Source organism: Escherichia sp. WS1451 (assembly GCF_046487365.1).
Classification (GTDB): domain Bacteria; phylum Pseudomonadota; class Gammaproteobacteria; order Enterobacterales; family Enterobacteriaceae; genus Escherichia; species Escherichia coli.
In genome coordinates this window covers 417,927-440,142 of sequence record NZ_JBJQJP010000002.1, presented here as the reverse complement: position 1 = coordinate 440,142, position 22,216 = coordinate 417,927, and the positions used below count along the sequence as shown (strand labels likewise).

The following is a 22,216-nucleotide window of genomic DNA, read 5'->3' as shown; positions in this document are numbered from 1 at the left end:
CTTCATGACACTTCATCGCTTTAAGAAAATCGCCTTACTTAGCGCTCTTGGCATTGCCGCAATCTCTATGAATGTGCAGGCCGCAGAGCGTATTGCATTTATTCCCAAACTGGTTGGCGTGGGATTTTTTACCAGCGGTGGCAACGGTGCACAACAAGCGGGTAAAGAGCTGGGCGTTGATGTGACCTACGACGGGCCGACAGAACCCAGTGTTTCTGGTCAGGTACAGTTGATTAATAACTTCGTCAATCAGGGTTATAACGCCATTATCGTTTCTGCGGTTTCGCCTGATGGCTTGTGTCCGGCACTGAAACGCGCCATGCAACGTGGTGTGAGAGTGCTGACCTGGGACTCTGATACTAAACCGGAGTGCCGCTCTTACTACATTAATCAGGGAACGCCCGCCCAGTTGGGAGGTATGTTGGTGGATATGGCGGCGCGTCAGGTGAATAAAGACAAAGCCAAAGTCGCGTTTTTCTACTCAAGCCCCACCGTTACGGACCAAAACCAGTGGGTGAAAGAAGCGAAAGCGAAAATCGCCAAAGAGCATCCAGGCTGGGAAATTGTCACTACGCAGTTTGGCTATAACGATGCCACTAAATCGTTACAAACCGCAGAAGGAATATTAAAAGCCTATAGCGATCTCGACGCCATTATCGCCCCCGATGCCAATGCCCTGCCCGCTGCCGCACAAGCCGCAGAAAACCTGAAAAATGACAAAGTTGCGATTGTCGGATTCAGTACGCCAAACGTGATGCGTCCATATGTGGAACGCGGCACGGTGAAAGAATTTGGCCTGTGGGATGTGGTTCAGCAAGGCAAAATATCAGTTTATGTCGCGGATGCATTATTGAAAAAAGGATCAATGAAAACGGGCGACAAGCTGGATATTCAGGGCGTAGGTCAGGTGGAAGTCTCGCCAAACAGCGTTCAGGGCTATGACTACGAAGCGGATGGTAATGGCATCGTACTGTTACCGGAGCGCGTGATATTCAACAAAGAGAATATCGGCAAATACGATTTCTGATGTGCATTACTTAACCGGAGTACGTTATGGCAGATTTAGACGATATTAAAGATGGTAAAGATTTTCTTACCGATCAACCGCAAAAAAATATCCCTTTTACCCTGAAAGGTTGCGGTGCACTGGATTGGGGAATGCAGTCACGCTTATCGCGGATATTTAATCCGAAAACGGGTAAAACCGTGATGCTGGCCTTTGATCATGGTTATTTTCAGGGGCCGACTACCGGACTTGAACGCATTGATATAAATATCGCCCCGCTGTTTGAACATGCCGATGTATTAATGTGTACGCGCGGTATTTTGCGCAGCGTAGTCCCCCCTGCGACCAATAAGCCGGTGGTACTGCGGGCGTCAGGTGCGAACTCTATTCTGGCGGAATTAAGTAATGAAGCCGTGGCGTTATCGATGGATGACGCCGTGCGCCTGAACAGTTGCGCGGTGGCGGCGCAGGTTTATATCGGCAGCGAATATGAACATCAGTCGATCAAAAATATTATTCAGCTGGTCGATGCCGGAATGAAAGTGGGAATGCCGACCATGGCCGTGACAGGCGTGGGCAAAGATATGGTGCGCGATCAGCGTTATTTCTCACTCGCGACTCGAATCGCCGCTGAAATGGGGGCGCAAATTATCAAAACCTATTATGTCGATAAAGGTTTTGAACGGATTGTTGCCGGATGTCCGGTACCCATTGTTATTGCTGGCGGTAAAAAATTACCGGAGCGCGAGGCGCTGGAAATGTGCTGGCAGGCTATCGATCAGGGCGCTTCTGGTGTGGATATGGGGCGTAATATTTTCCAGTCTGACCATCCGGCGGCGATGATGAAAGCCGTACAGGCGGTAGTACACCATAACGAAACGGCTGATCGGGCATATGAACTCTATCTGAGTGAAAAACAGTAACTGCGGATTAAGGAGAAGAAACATGCACGTCACACTGGTTGAAATTAACGTTCATGAAGACAAGGTTGACGAGTTTATCGAAGTTTTTCGCCAGAACCACCTGGGCTCGGTACAGGAAGAAGGCAATTTGCGCTTCGATGTCTTACAGGACCCGGAAGTGAATTCGCGCTTTTATATCTACGAAGCCTATAAAGATGAAGACGCAGTGGCGTTCCATAAAACCACGCCCCACTACAAAACCTGTGTCGCGAAACTGGAATCTTTAATGACCGGGCCGCGTAAAAAACGTCTGTTCAATGGGTTGATGCCGTGAGGCGAATTTATCAATTTTATCTACAATTGGGGTAACGCGCTGACGGGAGTAAAAAAATGTCTGACTGGAACCCCTCTTTATATCTGCACTTTGCCGCTGAACGATCGCGTCCGGCGGTGGAGCTGCTTGCCAGAGTGCCGCTGGAGAATATCAAATACGTTGCCGATCTTGGCTGTGGCCCAGGTAACAGCACCGCCCTGCTGCATCAACGTTGGCCTGCGGCCAGGATAACAGGCGTCGACTCATCTCCGGCGATGATTGCTGAAGCGCGCAGTGCTTTGCCAGACTGCCAGTTCGTGGAAGCAGACATCCGCAACTGGCAACCGGAACAGGCACTCGATCTGATTTTTGCTAATGCCTCACTGCAATGGCTGCCCGACCACTACGAATTGTTCCCTCATCTGGTTTCTTTACTTAATTCGCATGGTGTGTTGGCAGTACAGATGCCAGATAACTGGCTAGAGCCAACCCATGTGCTCATGCGCGAAGTCGCCTGGGAACAAAATTATCCGGATCGCGGGCGTGAGCCGCTGGCTGGCGTTCATGCTTACTACGAGTTTTTGTGCGAAGCCGGATGTGAGGTCGATATCTGGCGAACCACTTACTATCACCAGATGCCGTCGCACCAGGCGATTATCGATTGGGTGACCGCCACTGGATTACGTCCGTGGTTACAGGATCTGACCGAGAGCGAACAGCAGCATTTTCTTACGCGCTACCATCAGATGCTGGAAGAGCAGTATCCACTGCAAGAGAACGGAGAGATACTGCTGGCATTTCCGCGTCTGTTTATTGTTGCCCGCCGTACGGAGTAATTATCACGTCAGCTGGTAATGGCGATCGGGAAGAATTTTCGCTGGAATTTCTGCTTCATCGTTCATCTGTAACAGGTCAATTTCAATAGCGTTGCAGATGGCATCCAGCGGTAAATCATTGTTTTCAGTACCGAAGGGATCTTCCAGTTCTTCCGCCAGACAATCCAGCGAAATAAAAGTGTAGGAAATCAGCACAGAGATAAAAGGCGTCATGTAATGCAGGTCCACGACCAGCGCGAACGGCAGCATGATACAAAACAGATACACGGTACGATGCAAAATCAGGGTGTAGGCAAAGGGAATTGGCGTATAGGCAATGCGCTCGCAGCCTGCCAGAACCGCTGAAATATCATTAAGCCGATCGTTGAGGCTAATAAACAGGATATCTGAAAGCTGCCCATTGCGGCGCTGAACCGCCAACCACTCCCCCATTATTAACAAGATGCGGTTAGCTGGAGAGTTCGAAGCCAGTACACGCTGAAGATCTTCAGTCTTGAGATAATGAGCCAGCACTTCCGCCTGTGGCTGTTTGCGTAATGTCATGCGTAAACAGTGGGCGAAGGCGATTTGCAGCCGGGCAAACTCCCTTACACTTGCCGAATCCGGTAATGTCGTTTTTACCTCGCGCAGTAACGACCGCGAGGCAATCATCAACTGCCCCCAAAGTTTTCGCGCTTCAACGTAACGGGCGTAACCGGCATTATTACGAAAACCAAGAAAAATGGCGATGGCGACACCGAGAATGCTGAACGGTGCGAGGGTGAATTTAATGCCCAAATGCGTGTACCAGGGCAGCATGAAAATAACAGCGATCGAAAAGAGAAAATTGAGTAGTAAGCGCGAGGATATCTTGGATAATACTGAACCGTGCCAGACAAAAATACGGCGCAGCCAGTGTTGTTGTGGACGAACAATCATGGTTATCTTCAGGCGTGGAAAAGTCGCCCTATTAAACGTGATTACGATCACATTCTCAAGACACTACTTACAAATTACCTACAAGCTTACAACATTTACAGGTGTGGCATATGGCACCCGTTAATGATAAAGGTACATAGGATGTTGTAACTAATATAGTGAAATAAGAAACCCGGTCGAAACCGGGTTCAGAGTATTAGCACAACGGACGTACAGCTTCGCGCATTCCTTTTTCGAGAATCGCATCCAGGTCATTAGCCACCTGCTCGACCAGACCAGGCACTTGCGTCAGGTCCTGCTCCCAGTGGTCTTTTTCAGCCAACACAATAGCAACCAGTTCCTGGGTGCCGATAACACGGTCACGATGCTGGCTCCAGAGTTGCTGATAACGTTCCAGCCAGTGGGCATCGTCCTGTACCGGATATGTTTCTCCATTACGCTCACCGCGATAAAACGCAATCAATGCCGCTAATGCGAAAGTAAGGCGCGCCGGAAGTGTGCCGTTTGCCTTCTGCCCTGCCAGCAGCTGCGGCAGGATACGGGTGCGGAACTTGGTCATACCGTTAAGCGCGATAGACAGCAGCTGATGCTTGATGTACGGATTACGGAAACGTCCGGTGACTGCACTGGCGAAAGATTCCAGTTCATCACGAGGCAAATCCAGTACCGGAATAATCTCTTCGTAGATGGCTTTTTCAACGAATGCACAAATTTCAGCATCGTTCATCGCTTCACCTACAGTATCCAGCCCTGCCTGGAACGCCACCGGCACCAGCGCCGTGTGTGCACCGTTGAGGATTGCCACTTTGCGCTCTTTATACGGTTTAATATCGTCAACAATCAGCACGTTGAGTGGATATTTGTCCAGACGCAGCTCAGTCGCTAAGGATTTCGGCCCCTGAATCACAAACAGGTAAAAGTGTTCAGCGGTGTCGAGGAAACCATCGTGATAACCCAGTTCTTCTTCCAGTTTAGCCACTTCATCACGCGGATAGCCGGTAACGATACGGTCCACCAGCGTAGAACAGAAGCTGTTAGCCTGATCCAGCCATTGAATAAATGCTTCTGGCAGTGCCCACTCTTGCGCATAGCGCAGCACCAGTTCACGCAACGCGTCGCCATTGTAGTCGATCAACTCACACGGGATGATGATCCAACCTTTATCCAGCGCACCGTTGAAATGGCTAAAACGTTCGAACAGCAGACGGGTCAGTTTTGCCGGATAACTTACCGCTGGCGCGTCATCGAATTTATCGCCCGCATGGTAGCTGATACCCGCTTCGGTGGTGTTAGAGAAAACAAAGCGCATTTCCGGGTTGTGCGCCAGTTTCAGGAATTCATCGTATTCACTGTAGACGCTGATTTCACGATTAACAGAGCGAATCAGACGCGCGTCGCTGACCGCTTCCCCCTTCTCGTTCAGACCACGGATAATGGTGGTGTACAGACCATCCTGCGTGCTCAGTGACGGCGGGAATGAAGTTTCAATCGGACGAACAACGACCACGCCAGAATTCAGATCGGTGTGCTCATTCAGGAGATCGATTTGCCAGTCAACAAAGGCGCGCAGGAAGTTACCTTCACCAAACTGAATGATACGTTCTGGATACTGTGCACCGGGAAAATCGCGACGATTTAGTGTTTTCACAATGGGTTCCCTTCTGATTAGTCATACAACCTGTTTGAATTGGTACGACAGGTTAGCAAACTTTAATACGCCGAACCCCTGTTTTGATCAACTCCTGATGATTAATGAGCAGTTTTATGAGAAAAGTGTGGCGCGGATCATGGTTTAATCGAGGAACTACGCCTTTTATTCGCTCAATAAAGTGGTAGAACACATTCCATTTAAATCGCTGTGAATGAATAAAGATGTCAGACAACTTCCTCACCGTAACGCATAGTGCTGGTACGGTTGCGCCCATCTTTCTTCGAGCGATACAGACATGTATCGGCTTCGACCATCAATTTATTAAAGTCATCGGTCAGCGTTCGGTACGATGCGCAACCACTACCGACGCCAATACTTACCGTGAGATAAAGCGTTTTTTGTTGCCAGGTGAACGGTTGCAGTTCAACGCCTTTACGGATTTTTTCCGCCATTAGCAGACCATCGACAGGATTCACCGATGGCACTGCAACAGCAAATTCCTCGCCGCCCATTCGCGCCACCAGCCCCTTATCACCGACAATCTTCTGAAGATGCTGGGCAAACACGCTTAACACTTTATCGCCACATTCATGTCCATAGTTATCGTTAATGCTTTTGAAATAGTCGATATCAAGCAGCATGACAGTCAGATGTTGTGTCTGTTTCAGCGATGGACTTTTCAGCGCCTCATAAAGACCGGACCGTGAGTAAACCTGAGTCAGAAAATCAAAGTCGGCTCGCAGCGCAACTTGCTTCATTAGCGAATTGATCGCTGCCACGCTAAAAGAAACCATAATTGGGCATATCGCCATCGTGGCAATACCGAGACGTGCGGAGAACATTTCTGGAATGGAGAATGGCGAACCGACCGAGATATCAATCACCGAATTTGCCACCAGTACGATTTCCACCGCACCGGTGACAAAGGTCAACAGACATGTTACCTGCGGCGTATAGCGCACTGCACACCAGATTAATGCAGGGAGCGGAAACGCCAGACTCCCCGCTCCGCCAATGACTACCGAGGCAATAACCGACACAATAAGCGCGATAGCAGGCATCATCTGCTCTGCTTTAAAGCGCGGCAGTACTCCAGGAATTGCCAACGTCAGCATACAAGGCACGATCAACACGCCCGTTGAGAATTGCTCACTGAACCAGTCGGCAAGCAAAGGCCAGAAATCCAGACTATCAATACTGACCGAACCAATCGCCCCGACAATAGCGCATAATAATGCGGCAATCAGACAGTAATTAAATAGCCGTAAGGCACTTACTGGCTCATACTTATTTTTCCCTAGACGCTTATCCCGAGCGACCAGTAAGGCGACGGTAACAATAAACATCATATTGGAGAAATTGATAGCCAGTGAAACCAGCCCCCATTCGGTGGTTATGGCATCATAAACCAGCATCGCCACATAACTGATCGCATAGTAATGCAGTCGATTAAGCCAGACATAGCGGGCAAACACCCCCGCCATTACGCCATTCAGCGGCCAGAAAAGAGAAAGTTCGTGAACCAGCCGTAACTCTGCACCAATAAAATAGAACAGCGTGGTTAGCACAAAAATAGCGATGCTATTACGTAGCAGATGACCTTCCTGGAACAAACGGAAAGTTGAAATGGGCTGTACATGCATTAATTATCTGTCCATACAATTGCGGGTGGCAATTATCTCAACGCAATAAGTAAATTCTTAGAAAGGATAGCATGTTCGCTGACAACGGCGGCAACTAAAGATACCTAATGAATGCCATTTTATCGATTTCCGTAATTATCATGGCTGATTCATCTGTATAACCAACCAGTGATAGATTACCGCCACGATATAACGTTGTTGTTCTTCGCTTAACGAAACACCCTGCGGAATGTTATGCCACTTAGCCAGACAACCGCGACAACAGGTTGCAGTGGCGTGCTGAGCGATAAACACCGGATGCCCGCGCATGGGGGTTTGCTTACCGTCATTAGCCGGTAATGCCGGAGCAAGACGTTTAGCGACAAAATCTGCCGCATGTTGTTCAATGACTGGCGCGCCTTTCTCCAGACAATACTGACGCTCTTTCACACCCAAACGAAAGCGAGAGCGAAATTTTGAACGGGATAAACGCGCGAAGAGTGGATCGAGAGACTGCATTAATAAACCGAACGCCCTAACTGTTTCGTTAATTGTTCAAGAACGGCAATGCCCGCAAGCGAGTTACCAGCATCATCCAGTTCCGGACTCCAGACTGCGATGGCCATTTCATGCGGAACAATCGCCACAATACCGCCACCAACGCCAGATTTCGCCGGTAGTCCCACCCGCCAGGCAAACTCCCCCGCGTTCTGGTACATACCACTGGTCGCCATCAGCGCGTTAATTTGCCGCGCCTGCATTGGCGTCACCACAGGTTCATCAATATGAATAGCTTTCCCCTGATTAGCCAGAAAGACAAACGTCCGGGCCAGCTCTACACAGCTCATTTTCAGAGCGCAGTAATGAAAGTAGTTTTGCAGAACAGTTGTCACATCATGATGGAAATTGCCAAACGACTTCATCAGCCAGGCGATAGCCGCATTTCGCGCGGAGTGTTCAAATTCGGAACGCGCTACCACCGTATCGTAGGAAATATCAGACACACCGCTTAAGCCGCGCACGACTTCCAGCATACGTTGCCGAGGAGCGCTTAATCGCCCTTGCAACATATCGCAGACCACCAGCGCACCGGCATTAATAAACGGATTACGCGGAATACCCTGCTCCATTTCCAGTTGCACTAAAGAATTGAACGGTGATCCAGACGGATCTTTGCCGACGCGTTGCCAGATTTCCTCTTCGGAGTAATGACGCATGGCGACAACGAGACTCAGCACTTTGGAAATAGACTGAATGGAAAAACGTTCTTGCGCGTCTCCGGCCTGAAAAAGCTGTCCGTCAACGGTACAGATAGCAATCCCCAATCGGGAACCGTCTACCGTAGCCAGCGCCGGAATATAATCCGCGACTTTACCCTGACCAATGAGCGGCCGCACTTGCCGCAAGATGTTTTCTAAAATTGCATTATCCATGGCGACTGCCACTTTCTACTCCTGGACCGCAGGTCTGAAAAGACCTGCGAGTATATCAGAGCTGAATATATAGCGTCAGACCCGGTCTTTCCACACCGTCTGGATATTACAGAATTCGTGTAAGCCAAAATGGGAAAGCTCACGACCAAAGCCACTCTTCTTCACGCCACCAAAGGCGACTCGCGCGTCGCTGGCACAGTAACCATTGATAAACACCCCACCGCATTCCAGACGTGCCGCCATCTGTCTGGCCCGGGTTTCGTCGGTGGTGAAAATGGTCGCTGAAAGGCCGAACTCGCTATTATTAGCCAGTTCCAGTGCATGTTCTGCATCTTTCGCAATGGTGATTGCCGCAACGGGGCCAAACATTTCTTCCCGAAACGCGGTCATTTCTGGGGTAACATTCGCCAGAACCGTTGGCGGATAGTAGTTACCTGCCCCAGCCATCTTTTCCCCGCCCAGTAACAAACGCGCACCCTGCGCCAGGGTTTTCTCCACCTGATGATGCAGCTCATCACGTAAATCAAAACGAGCCATTGGTCCGAGAGTGTTCTCTTCGTCACGGGGATCGCCCATTTTCAAGGCTGCCGCAGCTGCCACAAAACGTTCGGTAAATGCCGAAGCAATTCCCTCTTCGATGATAAAGCGTTTTGCCGCTGCACAAACCTGTCCGGTATTCTGATAACGTCCGGCTACCGCCGCTTTAACCGCCAGTTCCAGATCGGCATCGTTAAGCACAATAAATGGATCCGAACCGCCCAGTTCCAGTACGCATTTTTTCAGTGCCGCTCCAGCCTGTGCGCCAATAGCCGCTCCCGCACGAACACTTCCGGTCACCGTGACAGCAGCAATGCGCGAGTCTTTAATCATCTGACTGACGCCGTCGTTGTCGGCATTCAGCCAGCCATATACGCCTTGTGGGATACCCGCATCTTTAAACACCTGGGCAATGAGCTGTGCACAGCCCATCACATTCGGCGCATGTTTAAGTAAGTAGCCGTTACCTGCAAGAATGATGGGAACCGCGCCACGCATCACCTGCCATAACGGAAAATTCCACGGCATAATCGCCAGAATTGTCCCCAACGGTCGATACTCAATAACTGCCTGCTGATTTTCCACCAGCGTAGGTTCCGCCTTCAGCATTGCCGGACCATGTTCTGCATACCAGTCACACAAATTCGCCGATTTCGCCACTTCAGCACGCGCCTGGTTGATTGGTTTGCCCATTTCACGGGTGATCATTTGCGCCATTTCTTCGCTACGGGCGCGCAGAGCCTTACCGATATCACGCAGTTTTTCAGCACGATAATCTATATTTGTCTCGCGCCAGTCGCGAAAGCCTGCTGCCGCCAGCTGAAGTGCGTTTTCGATATCATCAGCGCCAGCCCACGGCAGCACAGAAAGTTGTTCACCGGTGGCAGGATTTATCGAAATTGCATGAGTTGCCGGAGTAATGGTCATCGGGGTATCTCCTTTATGAGTTATGGTAAAAAGATACGCAGATTTACTCTTGCTTTAAAATGAATAATATTAAGCCACTTATTCACGAATCGAGAATATTATGGATCTGACCCAACTGGAGATGTTCAACGCGGTTGCCGAAGCTGGCAGCATTACCCAGGCTGCAGCAAAAGTGCATCGCGTGCCGTCGAATCTCACTACCCGTCTACGCCAGCTGGAAACAGAACTGGGGATTGATCTGTTTATTCGCGAGAATCAGCGTTTACGTCTCTCACCTGCCGGGCATAACTTTTTACGCTATAGCCAACAAATTCTCGCGTTAGTGGATGAAGCGCGGAGCGTTGTCGCTGGCGATGAGCCGCAAGGTTTATTTTCTCTTGGTTCGCTGGAAAGCACCGCTGCGGTGCGCATTCCGGCCACGCTGGCGGAATTTAACCGTCGTTATCCCAAAATTCAGTTTTCACTTTCCACCGGCCCTTCCGGCACTATGCTGGAAGGTGTGCTGGAGGGAAAACTGAATGCAGCGTTTATTGATGGGCCCATTAACCATACTGCCATTGACGGGATACCGGTGTACCGCGAGGAGCTGATGATCGTCACGCCACAAGGACATGCGCCAGTAACCCGCGCCAGTCAGGTAAATGGCAGTAACATTTATGCCTTCCGCGCCAATTGTTCGTATCGTCGCCACTTCGAGAGCTGGTTTCATGCTGATGGTGCCGCTCCGGGAACTATTCACGAGATGGAGTCGTATCACGGGATGTTGGCCTGTGTGGTCGCAGGAGCAGGTATTGCGCTTATTCCGCGCTCTATGCTGGAAAGTATGCCGGGGCATCACCAGGTTGAAGCGTGGCCGTTAGCTGAGCAATGGCGTTGGTTAACAACCTGGCTGGTCTGGCGTCGCGGTGCAAAAACGCGTCCGCTTGAGGCATTTATTCAACTACTGGATGTGTCTGACTCGGCAAAACAGAGTTAGCAATGAGCTATTTTTGATAGTTCTTTCGGCTAATATGCTCTATATAGTGATGTTCCGATGACTTATGACTATATGGGGCAAATATGGTTACGCCAGTAAGCATCAGCAATTACATATCTCTTCCTGATGATTTTCCCGTACGTAATATTGCACCGCAGGTAAAAGAAGTTTTAAAGGATTTCATTGATGCACTCAGTACAATAATATGTGATGAGGAATGGCGCACGTCTTTAAACATCAACTCAGCCACAAAAAAGATATTTAATAACCTTGACAACTTATCATATATTCAGAGGACTTCTTTTCGGGGTAACGACACGCTATACAATGAAAAGGTTCAGTTTAAACTCACTTATCCCGTCAAGAATGGAAGACACAAAGAAAATATTGAATTTCAGGTAGTAATAAATTTAAGCCCTATTTATTTAGATAATTTCCGCCATGATGGGGAAATTAATATTTTTTGCGCTCCCAACCCAAAGCCTGTCACTATGGGGCGCGTATTTCAGACCGGCGTCGAGCGTGTGCTCTTTCTGTTTCTGAATGACTTTATAGAACAATTTCCAATAATCAACCCTGGCGTTCCTATCAAAAGAGCGCATACGCCACATATTGAACCCCTGCATCCGGATCACCATACCGCTGCAGATTACTTACGCCAGTTTGATTTGCTTGTCCTGAATTTTATCTCTCGCGGTAATTTTGTCATACTCCCCCGATTATGGAATAACTCTGAGGTTCACAGATGGTTCGGGAATAAAGAACCTAACTTGCTCACCGCTATTCTCGACATAACGGACAGCGAATTAAAAGAGGATTTATTGCAAAGTCTGATGGATTCACTAGGTTCTAACAAACATGTACTACCCGAAGTCTGCATCTGCTTTTTATCCCTTTTAGCAGAACAAGATTTTCCACATTTTCAGGAGTTGTTTTTATTTTTCGCCAATATGTTATTGCACTATCACCAATTTATGAAACCCAATGAAAGTGATTTGATTGACGTGTTGATGCCAGCATCATTAAGTGATGATAAAATTATCAAACATATGGCGCGCAAGACCCTCAAACTTTTTGTAAAAAATGAAACGCCGCCAAAAGTTACTCATGAAGACCTGGTGAAAAACAGGCCTCGCTCCCCTGTCAGACCACCTATACCCGCAACCTCCAAAACGCCAGACCTCCCTGAACGTCATTAAACCGTGATGTGACCGACTCTCTGACGCGTGAAAGAATCAGCGTCAGAGAAACGGAAAACGCGATCCAGATCACAAATGCATTGTATTCACATCATTAACCGTTTTAAGATCATTTCATCACTTTTTCGCAACTCACCCGATAATCTGTTATGACAACAAACACTGTTTCCCGCAAAGTGGCGTGGCTACGGGTCGTTACGCTGGCAGTCGCCGCCTTCATCTTCAACACCACCGAATTTGTCCCAGTTGGCCTGCTCTCTGACATTGCGCAAAGTTTTCACATGCAAACCGCTCAGGTCGGCATTATGTTGACCATTTACGCATGGGTAGTAGCGCTAATGTCATTGCCTTTTATGTTAATGACCAGCCAGGTTGAACGGCGCAAATTACTGATCTGCCTGTTTGTGGTGTTTATTGCCAGCCACGTACTGTCGTTTTTATCGTGGAGTTTTACCGTTCTGGTGATCAGTCGCATTGGTGTGGCTTTTGCACATGCGATTTTCTGGTCGATTACGGCGTCTCTGGCGATCCGTATGGCTCCGGCCGGGAAGCGAGCGCAGGCTTTGAGTTTAATAGCCACCGGTACAGCACTGGCAATGGTATTAGGTTTACCTCTCGGGCGCATTGTGGGGCAGTATTTCGGTTGGCGAATGACCTTCTTCGCGATTGGTATCGGGGCGCTTATCACCCTTTTGTGCCTGATTAAGTTACTTCCCTTACTGCCCAGTGAGCATTCCGGTTCGCTGAAAAGCCTCCCGCTATTATTCCGCCGCCCGGCATTGATGAGCATTTATTTGTTAACTGTGGTGGTTGTCACCGCCCATTACACGGCATACAGCTATATCGAGCCTTTTGTGCAAAACATTGCGGGATTCAGCGCCAACTTTGCCACGGCATTACTGTTATTACTCGGTGGTGCGGGCATTATTGGCAGCGTGATTTTCGGTAAACTGGGTAATCAGTATGCGTCTGCGTTGGTGAGTACGGCGATTGCGTTGTTGCTGGTGTGCCTGGCACTGCTGCTACCTGCGGCGAACAGTGAAATACACCTCGGGGTGCTGAGTATTTTCTGGGGGATCGCGATGATGATCATCGGGCTTGGTATGCAGGTTAAAGTGCTGGCGCTGGCACCAGATGCTACCGACGTCGCGATGGCGCTATTCTCCGGGATATTTAATATTGGAATCGGCGCGGGTGCGTTGGTAGGTAATCAGGTCAGTCTGCACTGGTCAATGTCGATGATTGGTTATGTGGGCGCGGTGCCTGCCTTTGCCGCGTTAATATGGTCAATCATCATTTTCCGCCGCTGGCCAGTGACACTCGAAGAACAGACGCAATAGTTGAAAGGCCCATTTGGGCCTTTTTTAGTGGTACGTTTTAATGATTTCCAGGATGCCGTTAATAATAAACTGCACCCCCATACATACCAGCAGGAATCCCATCAGACGGGAGATCGCTTCAATGCCCCCCTTACCCACCAGCCGCATAATTGCGCCAGAGCTGCGTAGACTTCCCCACAAAATAACCGCCACCAGGAAAAAGATCAGCGGCGGCGCAACCATCAGTACCCAATCAGCAAAGGTTGAACTCTGACGCACTGTGGACGCCGAGCTAATAATCATCGCTATGGTTCCCGGACCGGCGGTACTTGGCATTGCCAGTGGTACAAAAGCAATATTAGCGCTGGGTTCATCTTCCAGCTCTTCCGACTTGCTTTTCGCTTCCGGTGAATCAATCGCTTTCTGTTGCGGAAAGAGCATCCGAAAACCGATAAACGCGACGATTAAGCCGCCTGCAATTCGCAGACCGGGAATCGAAATGCCAAATGTATCCATCACCAGTTGCCCGGCGTAATACGCCACCATCATGATGGCAAATACGTACACCGAGGCCATCAACGACTGACGATTACGTTCAGCACTGTTCATGTTGCCTGCCAGGCCAAGAAATAACGCGACAGTTGTTAATGGGTTAGCTAACGGTAGTAACACCACCAGCCCCAGGCCTATTGCTTTAAATAAATCTAACATTGGTGGTTGTTATCCTGTATGCCTCAACTAAGGCAATTGTGTTGTTCGAAATGAAAAGGTCTGGGTTCGCTGAGAGTCGAATCCAGACCTGTGGCTGGTAGCTATCCGAGTGTGTCGATTTTATTGAAGAGACAACTTAATGTGCATACCACAAGCTGCAGCATAACGTTGTAACGTTGTAAGGCTGGCACTTGATACATTCCTCTCAAGACGGCTGACAGCTGGTTGGCTAACTCCCATGCGTGCTGCAATCTCGGTGCTGGTTAATCCGGCTCTCTTCTTCATTTCAATGAGGACTGCACGGAGTTCTTCTTCCTGCGTGGCTTCATCGTAAGCCTTTTTAACGTCAGGATTGGCAAGTGCTTTTGCTTTGACTTCAGAAAACTTGATACCTTTAACAGCCATCTTTCAGTTCCTCCCATCTTGACGTCGCCAGAGCAATTTCGGCCTTCGGAGTCTTAGGGGTCTTCTTAATAAACGTTCTTAAAATATAGATCTTTCGACCTTTAGCGTAAGCAAAAAATGTTCTTGAAATGTCTTTTCTTCCTACGCGCAACTCAAACAAACCATCCTGGATAATGCCTGTATCTGGATAGCGGAGTTCCGGCCCTTTCGCTTCCAGCTTTTCTAGTCCCTTAAGTACCTTTGCTTGCATAATAGGTTCGAGGTCATAAATTTCGCTTTCCGCTTCGGGGTGAAATAGTAGCTCATACATAGCTTCCCCCTGTTTACGCTTAAATATAACTTACCCGTTATAATAACGCAAAGGTTATATTTTGCGTTCCCATACAGATCAGCATCATCACCTTGCATCGCACTGACCAAAACTTGAACCGATTTAGCAAAACGTGGCATCGGTCAATTCATTCATTTGACTTATACTTGCCTGGGCAATATTATCCCCTGCAACTAATTACTTGCCAGGGCAACTAATGTGAAAAGTACCAGCGATCTGTTCAATGAAATTATTCCATTGGGTCGCTTAATCCATATGGTTAATCAGAAGAAAGATCGCCTGCTTAACGAGTATCTGTCTCCGCTGGATATTACCGCGGCACAGTTTAAGGTGCTCTGCTCTATCCGCTGCGCGGAGTGTATTACTCCGGTTGAACTGAAAAAGGTATTGTCGGTCGACCTGGGGGCGCTGACCCGTATGCTGGATCGCCTGGTCTGTAAAGGCTGGGTGGAAAGGTTGCCGAACCCGAATGACAAGCGCGGCGTACTGGTAAAACTTACCACCAGCGGCGCGGCAATATGTGAACAATGCCATCAATTAGTTGGCCAGGACCTGCATCAAGAATTAACAAAAAACCTGACGGCGGACGAAGTGGCAACACTTGAGCATTTGCTTAAGAAAGTCCTGCCGTAAACAAAAAAAGAGGTATGACGATGTCCAGACGCAATACTGACGCTATTACCATTCATAGCATTTTGGACTGGATCGAGGACAACCTGGAATCGCCACTGTCACTGGAGAAAGTGTCAGAGCGTTCGGGTTACTCCAAATGGCACCTGCAACGGATGTTTAAAAAAGAAACCGGTCATTCATTAGGCCAATACATCCGCAGCCGTAAGATGACGGAAATCGCGCAAAAGCTGAAGGAAAGTAACGAGCCGATACTCTATCTGGCAGAACGATATGGCTTCGAGTCGCAACAAACTCTGACCCGAACCTTCAAAAATTACTTTGATGTTCCGCCGCATAAATACCGGATGACCAATATGCAGGGCGAATCGCGCTTTTTACATCCATTAAATCATTACAACAGCTAGTTGAAAACGTGACAACGTCACTGAGGCAATCATGAAACCACTTTTATCCGCAATAGCAGCTGCGCTTATTCTCTTTTCCGCGCAGGGCGTTGCGGAACAAACCACGCAGCAGTTTGTTACTTCCTGTGCCAATGTCGTGGTTGTTCCCCCATCGCAGGAACAACCACCGTTTGATTTAAATCACATGGGTACTGGCAGTGATAAGTCGGATGCGCTCGGCGTGCCCTATTATAATCAACACGCTATGTAGTTTGTTCTGGCCCCGACATATCGGGGCTTATTAACTTCCCACTTTTACCGCTTTACGCCACCGCAAGCCAAATACATTGATATACAGCCCGGTCATAATGAGCACCGCACCGAAAAATTGCAGACCCGTTAAGCGTTCATCCAGCAATAGTGCCGCACTTGCCAGTCCAACTACAGGCACCAGTAACGATAACGGTGCAACCCGCCAGGTTTCATAGCGTCCCAGTAACGTCCCCCAGATCCCATAACCAACAATTGTCGCCACAAACGCCAGATACATCAGAGACAAGATGGTGGTCATATCGATAGTAACCAGACTGTGAATCATGGTTGCGGAACCATCGAGAATCAGCGAGGCAACAAAGAAGGGAATGATTGGGATTAATGCGCTCCAGATTACCAGCGACATCACCGCCGGACGCGTTGCGTGCGACATGATCTTTTTATTGAAGATGTTGCCACACGCCCAACTAAATGCTGCCGCCAGGGTCAACATAAAGCCGAACATCGCCACATGCTGACCGTTCAGACTATCTTCGATTAACACCAGTACGCCAAAAATCGCTAAGGCGATCCCCGCCAATTGTTTGCCATGCAGTCGCTCACCGAAAGTAAACGCGCCAAGCACGATAGTAAAAAACGCCTGTGCCTGTAACACCAGCGAAGCCAGTCCAGCAGGCATACCGAAGTTAATGGCACAAAAAAGAAAAGCAAACTGCGCAAAACTGATGGTTAATCCATACCCCAGCAGCAAATTCAGTGGTACTTTCGGTCGTGCGACAAAAAAGATAGCCGGAAAAGCAACCAGCATAAAGCGCAAACCGGCCAACATCAGCGGTGGCATGTTATGAAGCCCCACTTTGATGACCACAAAATTTAGCCCCCATACGACCACTACCAGTAGCGCCAACACCCCATCTTTTCGCGACATTCTACCGCCTCTGAATTTCATCTTTTGTAAGCAATCAACTTAGCTGAATTTACTTTTCTTTAACAGTTGATTCGTTAGTCGCCGATTACGACGGCATTAATGCGCAAATAAGTCGCTATACTTCGGATTTTTGCCATGCTATTTCTTTACATCTCTAAAACAAAACATAACGAAACGCACTGCCGGACAGACAAATGAACTTATCCCTACGACGCTCTACCAGCGCCCTTCTTGCCTCGTCGTTGTTATTAACCATCGGACGCGGCGCTACGCTGCCGTTTATGACCATTTACTTGAGTCGCCAGTACAGCCTGAGTGTCGATCTAATCGGTTATGCGATGACAATTGCGCTCACTATTGGCGTCGTTTTTAGCCTCGGTTTTGGTATCCTGGCGGATAAGTTCGACAAGAAACGCTATATGTTACTGGCAATTACCGCCTTCGCCAGCGGTTTTATTGCCATTCCTTTAGTGAATAACGTGACGCTGGTGGTGCTCTTTTTTGCCCTCATTAACTGCGCCTATTCCGTTTTTGCTACCGTGTTGAAAGCCTGGTTTGCCGACAATCTTTCGTCCACCAGCAAAACGAAAATCTTCTCAATCAACTACACCATGCTCAACATTGGCTGGACCATCGGTCCGCCGCTCGGCACGCTGTTTGTGATGCAGAGCATCAATCTGCCCTTTTGGCTGGCAGCTATCTGTTCCGCGTTTCCCATGCTTTTCATTCAAATTTGGGTAAAGCGCAGCGAGAAAATCATCGCCACGGAAACAGGCAGTGCCTGGTCGCCGAAAGTTTTATTACAAGATAAAGCACTGTTGTGGTTTACCTGCTCTGGTTTTCTGGCTTCCTTTGTTAGCGGCGCATTTGCCTCGTGCATTTCACAATATGTGATGGTGATTGCTGATGGTGATTTTGCCGAAAAGGTGGTCGCGGTTGTTCTTCCGGTAAATGCTGCCATGGTAGTTACGTTGCAATATTCCGTGGGCCGCCGCCTTAACCCGGCTAACATCCGCGCGCTGATGACAGCAGGCACCCTCTGTTTCGTCATTGGGCTGGTCGGTTTTATTTTTTCCGGCAACAGCCTGCTATTGTGGGGTATGTCAGCTGCGGTATTTACTGTCGGTGAAATCATTTATGCGCCGGGCGAGTATATGTTGATTGACCATATTGCGCCGCCAGGAATGAAAGCCAGCTATTTTTCCGCCCAGTCACTGGGCTGGCTTGGCGCAGCAGTTAATCCATTAGTCAGCGGAGTGGTGCTCACGAACATGCCCCCTTCCACGTTGTTTATCATCCTGGCGATGGTAATCATTGCCGCGTGGGTGTTAATGCTGAAAGGCATTCGTGCAAAATCCTGGGGGCCGCCTGTGGCATGTTGATGGGCGTGCCTCACTGCCACGACTTTACTCATTATTTTCCTGTTGCAAAGGCGTAGCCTTCATCTTCCCAGCCGGTGATCCCGCCGAGCATGATTTTAACTGGCCTTCCTAGCTGGGCCAGTTTGAGTGCCGCCCGGTCTGCTCCATTACAATGTGGTCCCGCGCAATACACCACAAACAGAGTATCTTTCGACCATTGAGCCATTCTCTCTGAGGTCATTTGCTTATGGGGCAAATGAATCGCGCCGGGAATATGCCTGCGGGCGAAGTTTTCTTCACACCCAACCACATGCAATAAAACGAAGTCATCACCAACGTACGCCAGAGAGTCATGAACATCGGCACAATCTGTTTCAAGACTCAGGCGTATGAGAAAATGCGCTTCGGCAATGTCCGGCGTCGCGGCTGTAAATTCAGTGACATAATGCATAGTGCTTTTTCCTATTGGTTTATTGTGTTAACAATAATGTAACCGACAAACCTTGCACTTACCGCCTCTCGATATGCCAGAAAAGCGCAAAATGATGACAATTTCACAACGCCCCCTGGTCGTTGTCTTGGCCTATGATGGGCTATGTACTTTTGAATTTGGCGTCGCAGTTGAAATATTCGGCCTTCCACGCCCGGAAATGGGTGATAACTGGTATCGGTTTGCTGTCGCTGCGGTAGAAGCCGGTGCGTTGCAAGCCACTGGTGGGATCCGGGTGGTTGCGGATGGAGGGCTGGAGTTACTTGCCGACGCCGATATGATTATTATTCCCGGTTGGCGTGGAGTAGATGAACCGGTGCCAGAGATGCTATGTGAGGCGTTACGCGAAACTCACCAGCGAGGAACTCGTCTGGTATCGATATGTTCTGGTGTATTTGTTCTTGCCGCCGCAGGCCTTCTTCACCAGCGTAAAGCGACCACCCACTGGCGCTACACTGAACAACTCCAACATCGTTACCCTTCTATTCATGTATGTGACAATGTTTTATATCAGGATGAAGGACAAGTCATGACTTCCGCAGGGAGTGCTGCAGGGATCGATCTGTGCTTACATATCGTGCGTAAAGATTATGGTCACGAAATTGCAAACAATGTCGCCCAACGGCTAGTCATCCAGCCGCATCGCCACGGAGAACAACCACAAAACATGACGCGTCCGATGGCTTCGTCGCGAGAAAGCCAGACGTTTGGCGCATTATTCGACTTTTTACAGCAAAATCTGGCGCAAACGCATACCGTTGCCTCTCTTGCCGGGCGAGTGAACATGAGCCAACGCACTTTTTTAAGACGTTTTGCCGCCTTAACGGGTATGACACCTGCCCGCTGGCTGCTTAATGAGCGGTTAATTCGCGTGCAGGATTATCTGCAAAATTCGGCTTTCAGCATCGATAAAATTGCCGAGCTGACGGGGTTTGGCAATTCAGCCTTACTAAGGCATCATTTTCTACAGCGTTTTTTATTATCTCCTTCGCAATACAGAAAAAACAGCCGTCCTCCTTCACATTAATCACCTAATTCAGCCTTCGTTTAGGTTACCTCTGCTAATATCTTTCTCATTGAGATGAAAATTAAGGTAAGCGAGGAAACACACCACACCATAAACGGAGGCAAATAATGCTGGGTAATATGAATGTTTTTATGGCCGTACTGGGAATAATTTTATTTTCTGGTTTTCTGGCCGCGTATTTCAGCCACAAATGGGATGACTAATGAACGGAGATAATCCCTCACCTAACCGGCCCCTTGTTACAGTTGTGTACAAGGGGCCTGATTTTTATGACGGCGAAAAAAAACCGCCAGTAAACCGGCGGTGAATGCTTGCATGGATAGATTTGTGTTTTGCTTTTACGCTAACAGGCATTTTCCTGCACTGATAACGGATCGTTGACACAGTAGCATCAGTTTTCTCAATGAATGTTAAACGGAGCTTAAACTCGGTGAATCACGTTTTGTTCGTCAATAAACATACAGCGATTTCTTCCGGTTTGCTTACCCTCATACATTGCCCGGTCCGCTCTTCCAATGACCACATCCAGAGGCTCTTCAGGAAATGCGCGACTCACACCAGCAGTCACGGTAATGTTGATATGCCCTTCAGAATGTGTGATGGCATGGTTATCGACTAACTGGCAAATTCTGACACCTGCACGACATGCTTCTTCATCATTAACCGCTTTGACAATAATGATAAATTCTTCGCCACCGTAGCGATAAACCGTTTCGTAATCACGCGTCCAACTGGCTAAGTAAGTTGCCAGGGTGCGTAATACTACATCGCCGATTAAATGCCCGTAGGTATCATTAACCAATTTAAATCGGTCAATATCCAACAACATTAAATAAAGATTCAGAGGTTCAGCATTGCGTAACTGATGATCGAAGGATTCATCAAGAACCCGACGACCCGGTAATCCCGTCAGAACATCCATATTGCTACGGATCGTCAGCAAATAAATTTTGTAATCGGTTAATGCCGCAGTAAAAGAAAGCAACCCTTCCTGAAAAGCGTCGAAATGCGCGTCCTGCCAGTGATTTTCAACAATAGCCAGCATTAATTCCCGACCACAGTTATGCATATGTTGATGGGCAGAATCCATTAGCCGAACGTAAGGTAATTCATCGTTATCGAGTGGCCCCAGATGATCAATCCACCGACCAAACTGGCACAGTCCATAAGAATGGTTATCCGTTATTTCTGGCTTACTGGCATCTCTCGCGACCACGCTGTGAAACATACTTACCAGCCACTGGTAGTGGGCATCGATAGCCTTATTGAGATTTAACAAGATGGCATCAATTTCCGTTGTCTTCTTGATCATTGCCACTCCTTTTTCACAGTTCCTTGTGCGCGCTATTCTAACGGGAGAAAAGCAAAATTACGTCAATATTTTCATAGAAATCCGAAGTTATGAGTCATCTCTGAGATAACATTGTGATTTGAAACAAAATCAGCAGATAAAAAAGTGTTTAATTCTGTAAATTAACCCTGCATTATCGCAATTAAAAGGATGACAAATAACATAACCCAATAACCTAATGGCCCCGTAGTTCAGGCCATCAGGCTAATTTATTTTTATTTCTGCAAATGAGTGACCCGAACGACGGCCGGAGCGCTTTTCTTATCCAGACTTCCGCTAATGTTGATCATCTGGTCCGGCTGAACTTCTCGTCCATCAAAGACGGCCGCAGGAATAACAACATTAATTTCACCGCTCTTATCGCGAAAAACGTAACGGTCCTCTCCTTTGTGAGAAATCAAATTACCGCGTAGTGAAACCGAAGCGCCATCGTGCATGGTTTTTGCGAAATCAACGGTCATTTTTTTTGCATCGTCGGTTCCGCGATAGCCATCTTCTATTGCATGAGGCGGCGGTGGCGCTGCATCCTGTTTTAAACCGCCCGGGTCATCTGCCAACGCATAAGGCATGACAAGAAAACTTGCTAATACAATGGCCTGAAATTTCATACTGACTCCTTAATTGCGTTTGGTTTGACTTATTAAGTCTGGTTGCTATTTTTATAATTGACAATTAAGATTACTG

The 22,216-nt window shown here is 48.4% G+C and carries 27 protein-coding genes; 14 read left to right on the top strand and 13 right to left on the bottom strand.

The genetic code is table 11. The features are described 5' to 3' along the window. Nucleotides 1-4 precede the first annotated feature (4 nt). Genes lsrB through tam form a run of 4 tightly spaced genes read left to right on the top strand, consistent with a single transcriptional unit; the run spans nt 5 to nt 3,057 of the window. Nucleotides 5-1,027 (top strand): autoinducer 2 ABC transporter substrate-binding protein LsrB, encoded by a 1,023-nt coding sequence (gene lsrB / locus ACJHX7_RS05030; protein WP_000172466.1) that lies wholly within the window; start codon nt 5-7, stop codon nt 1,025-1,027. A gap of 26 nt (nt 1,028-1,053) precedes the next feature. Beyond that, on the top strand, nt 1,054-1,929 hold the full coding sequence (gene lsrF / locus ACJHX7_RS05025) for a 3-hydroxy-5-phosphonooxypentane-2,4-dione thiolase (RefSeq protein ID WP_410231536.1): 876 nt from the start codon (nt 1,054-1,056) through the stop codon (nt 1,927-1,929). A 22-nt stretch (nt 1,930-1,951) separates the two neighbouring features. After that, nucleotides 1,952-2,242 (top strand): (4S)-4-hydroxy-5-phosphonooxypentane-2,3-dione isomerase, encoded by a 291-nt coding sequence (gene lsrG, locus ACJHX7_RS05020; RefSeq protein WP_000558527.1) that lies wholly within the window; start codon nt 1,952-1,954, stop codon nt 2,240-2,242. Nucleotides 2,243-2,298: 56 nt separating this feature from the next. Continuing rightward, a complete protein-coding gene (gene tam / locus ACJHX7_RS05015; RefSeq protein WP_410231535.1) occupies nt 2,299-3,057 on the top strand; it encodes a trans-aconitate 2-methyltransferase in 759 nt (252 codons plus the stop codon). Between the two features lie 3 nt (nt 3,058-3,060). Here the strand turns inward: tam and ACJHX7_RS05010 are convergent, their stop codons facing one another. The 6 genes from ACJHX7_RS05010 to sad form a co-directional block, all read right to left on the bottom strand. After that, nucleotides 3,061-3,975 (bottom strand): bestrophin family protein, encoded by a 915-nt coding sequence (locus ACJHX7_RS05010; RefSeq protein WP_001313828.1) that lies wholly within the window; start codon nt 3,973-3,975, stop codon nt 3,061-3,063. 196 nt (nt 3,976-4,171) lie between these two features. Next, nucleotides 4,172-5,623: a tagaturonate reductase gene (gene uxaB / locus ACJHX7_RS05005; RefSeq protein ID WP_000854633.1), complete on the bottom strand. Its 1,452-nt coding sequence runs from the start codon at nt 5,621-5,623 to the stop codon at nt 4,172-4,174. Nucleotides 5,624-5,850: 227 nt separating this feature from the next. Next, nucleotides 5,851-7,269: a diguanylate cyclase domain-containing protein gene (locus ACJHX7_RS05000; RefSeq protein ID WP_410231534.1), complete on the bottom strand. Its 1,419-nt coding sequence runs from the start codon at nt 7,267-7,269 to the stop codon at nt 5,851-5,853. Nucleotides 7,270-7,407: 138 nt separating this feature from the next. Beyond that, nucleotides 7,408-7,767 (bottom strand): DUF4186 domain-containing protein, encoded by a 360-nt coding sequence (locus tag ACJHX7_RS04995; protein ID WP_001191032.1) that lies wholly within the window; start codon nt 7,765-7,767, stop codon nt 7,408-7,410. Continuing rightward, nucleotides 7,767-8,693, bottom strand: a complete 927-nt coding sequence (gene glsB / locus ACJHX7_RS04990) for a glutaminase B (RefSeq protein WP_000257409.1) — start codon at nt 8,691-8,693, stop codon at nt 7,767-7,769. Before glsB ends, ACJHX7_RS04995 begins: the two co-directional genes overlap by 1 nt. 63 nt (nt 8,694-8,756) lie before the next feature. Then, nucleotides 8,757-10,145, bottom strand: coding sequence for a succinate-semialdehyde dehydrogenase (gene sad, locus ACJHX7_RS04985; protein WP_000156617.1), 1,389 nt, complete (start codon nt 10,143-10,145; stop codon nt 8,757-8,759). Between the two features lie 100 nt (nt 10,146-10,245). On the opposite strand from sad, the gene ptrR reads away from it, so the two are divergent. From ptrR to ydeA, 3 genes are all read left to right on the top strand, one after another. After that, nucleotides 10,246-11,121 (top strand): putrescine utilization regulator PtrR, encoded by an 876-nt coding sequence (ptrR, locus tag ACJHX7_RS04980; protein WP_061092696.1) that lies wholly within the window; start codon nt 10,246-10,248, stop codon nt 11,119-11,121. An 83-nt stretch (nt 11,122-11,204) separates the two neighbouring features. After that, entirely contained in the window at nt 11,205-12,320 is a 1,116-nt protein-coding gene (gene yneK, locus ACJHX7_RS04975) for a putative protein YneK (RefSeq protein WP_094030362.1), read from the top strand. A 149-nt stretch (nt 12,321-12,469) separates the two neighbouring features. Next, nucleotides 12,470-13,660 (top strand): L-arabinose MFS transporter, encoded by a 1,191-nt coding sequence (gene ydeA, locus ACJHX7_RS04970; protein WP_000210799.1) that lies wholly within the window; start codon nt 12,470-12,472, stop codon nt 13,658-13,660. Nucleotides 13,661-13,684: 24 nt separating this feature from the next. Here ydeA and marC read toward each other — a convergent pair whose 3' ends face one another. The 3 genes from marC to ACJHX7_RS04955 all read right to left on the bottom strand — a co-directional run bounded on the left by marC (nt 13,685) and on the right by ACJHX7_RS04955 (nt 15,065). After that, a complete protein-coding gene (gene marC / locus ACJHX7_RS04965) occupies nt 13,685-14,350 on the bottom strand; it encodes an NAAT family transporter MarC (RefSeq protein ID WP_000885033.1) in 666 nt (221 codons plus the stop codon). Between the two features lie 120 nt (nt 14,351-14,470). Beyond that, nucleotides 14,471-14,755 carry a helix-turn-helix domain-containing protein gene (locus ACJHX7_RS04960; RefSeq protein WP_000268704.1) on the bottom strand — a complete coding sequence of 95 codons (285 nt, stop codon included), beginning with the start codon at nt 14,753-14,755 and terminating at the stop codon, nt 14,471-14,473. Further along, nucleotides 14,745-15,065, bottom strand: a complete 321-nt coding sequence (locus tag ACJHX7_RS04955) for a type II toxin-antitoxin system RelE/ParE family toxin (protein ID WP_000273128.1) — start codon at nt 15,063-15,065, stop codon at nt 14,745-14,747. The genes ACJHX7_RS04960 and ACJHX7_RS04955 overlap by 11 nt, the downstream gene beginning before the upstream one ends. 219 nt (nt 15,066-15,284) lie before the next feature. On the opposite strand from ACJHX7_RS04955, the gene marR reads away from it, so the two are divergent. Genes marR through marB form a run of 3 tightly spaced genes read left to right on the top strand, consistent with a single transcriptional unit; the run spans nt 15,285 to nt 16,373 of the window. Then, nucleotides 15,285-15,719, top strand: a complete 435-nt coding sequence (gene marR / locus ACJHX7_RS04950) for a multiple antibiotic resistance transcriptional regulator MarR (protein WP_022645711.1) — start codon at nt 15,285-15,287, stop codon at nt 15,717-15,719. A 20-nt stretch (nt 15,720-15,739) separates the two neighbouring features. Next, a complete protein-coding gene (gene marA, locus ACJHX7_RS04945; RefSeq protein ID WP_000091199.1) occupies nt 15,740-16,123 on the top strand; it encodes an MDR efflux pump AcrAB transcriptional activator MarA in 384 nt (127 codons plus the stop codon). A gap of 31 nt (nt 16,124-16,154) precedes the next feature. Beyond that, nucleotides 16,155-16,373, top strand: a complete 219-nt coding sequence (gene marB, locus ACJHX7_RS04940) for a multiple antibiotic resistance protein MarB (protein ID WP_000803527.1) — start codon at nt 16,155-16,157, stop codon at nt 16,371-16,373. A gap of 30 nt (nt 16,374-16,403) precedes the next feature. Here marB and eamA read toward each other — a convergent pair whose 3' ends face one another. Further along, nucleotides 16,404-17,303 carry an O-acetylserine/cysteine exporter gene (gene eamA, locus ACJHX7_RS04935; RefSeq protein ID WP_032171292.1) on the bottom strand — a complete coding sequence of 300 codons (900 nt, stop codon included), beginning with the start codon at nt 17,301-17,303 and terminating at the stop codon, nt 16,404-16,406. Between the two features lie 194 nt (nt 17,304-17,497). Here eamA and ydeE point away from each other — a divergent pair, with 194 nt between their 5' ends. Further along, nucleotides 17,498-18,685, top strand: coding sequence for an efflux MFS transporter YdeE (gene ydeE / locus ACJHX7_RS04930; protein ID WP_032171293.1), 1,188 nt, complete (start codon nt 17,498-17,500; stop codon nt 18,683-18,685). A 31-nt stretch (nt 18,686-18,716) separates the two neighbouring features. On the opposite strand, the gene ACJHX7_RS04925 is transcribed toward ydeE, so the two are convergent. Further along, nucleotides 18,717-19,115 (bottom strand): rhodanese-like domain-containing protein, encoded by a 399-nt coding sequence (locus ACJHX7_RS04925; RefSeq protein WP_000559548.1) that lies wholly within the window; start codon nt 19,113-19,115, stop codon nt 18,717-18,719. Nucleotides 19,116-19,209: 94 nt separating this feature from the next. Here ACJHX7_RS04925 and ftrA point away from each other — a divergent pair, with 94 nt between their 5' ends. The 3 genes from ftrA (at nt 19,210) to mgtT (ending at nt 20,488) form a co-directional block, all read left to right on the top strand. Next, nucleotides 19,210-20,181 (top strand): transcriptional regulator FtrA, encoded by a 972-nt coding sequence (ftrA, locus tag ACJHX7_RS04920; protein ID WP_122990223.1) that lies wholly within the window; start codon nt 19,210-19,212, stop codon nt 20,179-20,181. 107 nt (nt 20,182-20,288) lie between these two features. Next, nucleotides 20,289-20,384, top strand: a complete 96-nt coding sequence (mgtS, locus tag ACJHX7_RS04915; RefSeq protein ID WP_000901367.1) for a protein MgtS — start codon at nt 20,289-20,291, stop codon at nt 20,382-20,384. Further along, nucleotides 20,384-20,488: a protein MgtT gene (mgtT, locus tag ACJHX7_RS04910; protein ID WP_211180496.1), complete on the top strand. Its 105-nt coding sequence runs from the start codon at nt 20,384-20,386 to the stop codon at nt 20,486-20,488. The genes mgtS and mgtT overlap by 1 nt, the downstream gene beginning before the upstream one ends. 114 nt (nt 20,489-20,602) lie before the next feature. Here mgtT and dgcZ read toward each other — a convergent pair whose 3' ends face one another. Further along, nucleotides 20,603-21,493 (bottom strand): diguanylate cyclase DgcZ, encoded by an 891-nt coding sequence (dgcZ, locus tag ACJHX7_RS04905; RefSeq protein WP_094030361.1) that lies wholly within the window; start codon nt 21,491-21,493, stop codon nt 20,603-20,605. 254 nt (nt 21,494-21,747) lie between these two features. Next, nucleotides 21,748-22,140: a YdeI family stress tolerance OB fold protein gene (ydeI, locus tag ACJHX7_RS04900; protein ID WP_000671726.1), complete on the bottom strand. Its 393-nt coding sequence runs from the start codon at nt 22,138-22,140 to the stop codon at nt 21,748-21,750. Nucleotides 22,141-22,216: the final 76 nt, after the last annotated feature.